This window comes from Oribacterium sp. (genome assembly GCF_057249185.1).
This window is the reverse complement of record NZ_DBHIGR010000262.1, coordinates 1-1,692: the sequence shown is the minus strand read 5'-3', so window position 1 is coordinate 1,692 and position 1,692 is coordinate 1. Positions and strand designations below refer to the sequence as shown.

At 41.7% G+C, this 1,692-nt stretch carries 3 protein-coding genes and 2 pseudogenes; 3 read left to right on the top strand and 2 right to left on the bottom strand.

Going from position 1 to position 1,692, the window contains the following annotated elements:
* From ACO4PX_RS10220 to ACO4PX_RS10210, 3 genes and pseudogenes are all read left to right on the top strand, one after another.
* A pseudogene (locus ACO4PX_RS10220) lies at positions 1–239 on the top strand (ABC transporter ATP-binding protein); the annotation flags it as partial.
* Positions 240–406: 167 nt separating this feature from the next.
* Positions 407–652, top strand: a complete 246-nt coding sequence (locus tag ACO4PX_RS10215; RefSeq protein ID WP_314999134.1) for a DUF3791 domain-containing protein — start codon at positions 407–409, stop codon at positions 650–652.
* On the top strand, positions 649–867 hold the full coding sequence (locus ACO4PX_RS10210; protein WP_040649623.1) for a DUF3791 domain-containing protein: 219 nt from the start codon (positions 649–651) through the stop codon (positions 865–867). The genes ACO4PX_RS10215 and ACO4PX_RS10210 overlap by 4 nt, the downstream gene beginning before the upstream one ends.
* A gap of 5 nt (positions 868–872) precedes the next feature.
* Here the strand turns inward: ACO4PX_RS10210 and ACO4PX_RS10205 are convergent, their stop codons facing one another.
* Both ACO4PX_RS10205 and ACO4PX_RS10200 read right to left on the bottom strand, forming a co-directional pair.
* Entirely contained in the window at positions 873–1,385 is a 513-nt protein-coding gene (locus ACO4PX_RS10205; RefSeq protein WP_315375891.1) for a tRNA (cytidine(34)-2'-O)-methyltransferase, read from the bottom strand.
* A gap of 75 nt (positions 1,386–1,460) precedes the next feature.
* Positions 1,461–1,692, bottom strand: a pseudogene (locus ACO4PX_RS10200) (hypothetical protein); the annotation flags it as partial.

Below are 1,692 nucleotides of genomic sequence, written 5' to 3'. Positions count from 1 at the left end.
ACCTGGATATGGAAGCGATTTCCGCCTTGAACGACGGCTTAAAGAACTTCCCCGGTGTAATTATCTTTGCCTCCCGTGACCATCAGGTTGTGGAGACAACTGCAAACCGTATCATGGAAATCATTGACGGAAAGCTTATTGATAAGCTCACCACCTATGATGAGTACCTGGCATCCGATGAGGAAATCAAGAAGAGATTTACCTTTACTCTCTCTGAGGAAGATGCAGGGGATAACTAAAAAGAATTTGAATAGTGAGAAGCTTTGGGAGTCCAGAGCTTGGGAAAATGGCGGTAATGGCGATAAAGAAATGTCATTACCGCTATTTTTAAACTTGCATGGTATAATGAACTACAGTTTAAAATGGAATTATATTCAGGAGAATGAGCAAAAGAGAAGGTAATGTGATGAAAGAATCGCTAGAGAACAAACTGAATAACATTCATGAACTGGAATTTACCCTGTTTTGTATTGAAAGTTTAGCAGAAGCTTTGCATAAGGATGGAGCAAGTGTTTATCAGGGGCTTAGCAGTGGAAAAAACTTTTTGCAGAACTATATCATACCGGAATACGAGGTGCTTCATACGCAAGGAAAAGAATATATCCTTCAGGAGCTTTTGTCTGTGATGAAAGAATGGGGGGTGCAGCTATGAATGCCCATCCCGTTCTTTTACAAAAAAAATACGCCCGCATTATAGCAGGCTTTGCAGAGAAAGAAAAAATGTCTTTAGAAAATGCCTTGGATTTTTTTTATAAATCTGAGCTGTATCAACTCATTAGCCAAGGCATTTCCGATATGCATTGCAGAAGTGACTTATATCTGATTGATGAGTTGGAAGAAGAATATAAGGATTCTCAAAGAAAGTAGTAACGCTATTTCTTCCACTGCAAATGATGTAACGCCCCTTCCTTACTTAAGAAAGGAAAGTCCTGCTGCCGGAGGGCTTCATATAAAATGATGGCTACAGAATTGGAAAGATTTAAGGAGCGAGCTTCCTCCAACATGGGAATACGAATACACTGCTCCTCGTTATCCACCAGAATTTCCTCCGGAATGCCTGCGGATTCCTTTCCGAAGACAATGTAATCATTGGGAGAAAAGGAGACCTCCGTGTGAGTTTTATGAGCCTTGGTGGTGGCGTACCAAACCTTGGGAAGGGCAATCTTTCTTTCCTCCTCCACACCTGCCATAAATTCCTCATAGGAAATGTATTCCCGAAGCTTTAGTAAAGGCCAGTAATCCATGCCGGCTTTTTTGATATTTTTATCATTCAAAATAAAACCGTAGGGCTTAATCAGGTGCAGGGTACTTTTGGTTGCCACGCAGGTTCTGCCGATGGCTCCGGTATTAAAAGGAATTTCCGGTTCATGTAAAACGATATTCATAAAGTCTCTCCGATTCTATCCATTATCTTTATGGTTCAGCGTATAATCTTCTCGGTAATTTACGGTTCACAGGATTTAGGAACCCATCTTTGCCGCCACTTTTTTGGCAATGGAATCCGCCAGGATTTTCTTTTTCTTTGCAACATCCTCTTCCTTTTCGGAAGCGGAACCTGCCGGGTGCGCACCTTCAATCGCCAAATGTCCGATAGCCTGATATTTTACGGTCTGGTATTCATTTTCATTGCTTTTCCAGTGGGGGCAGTGAGAACGGCTACCTTCCTGCCACATCTTGGCAATTTCATCTTCA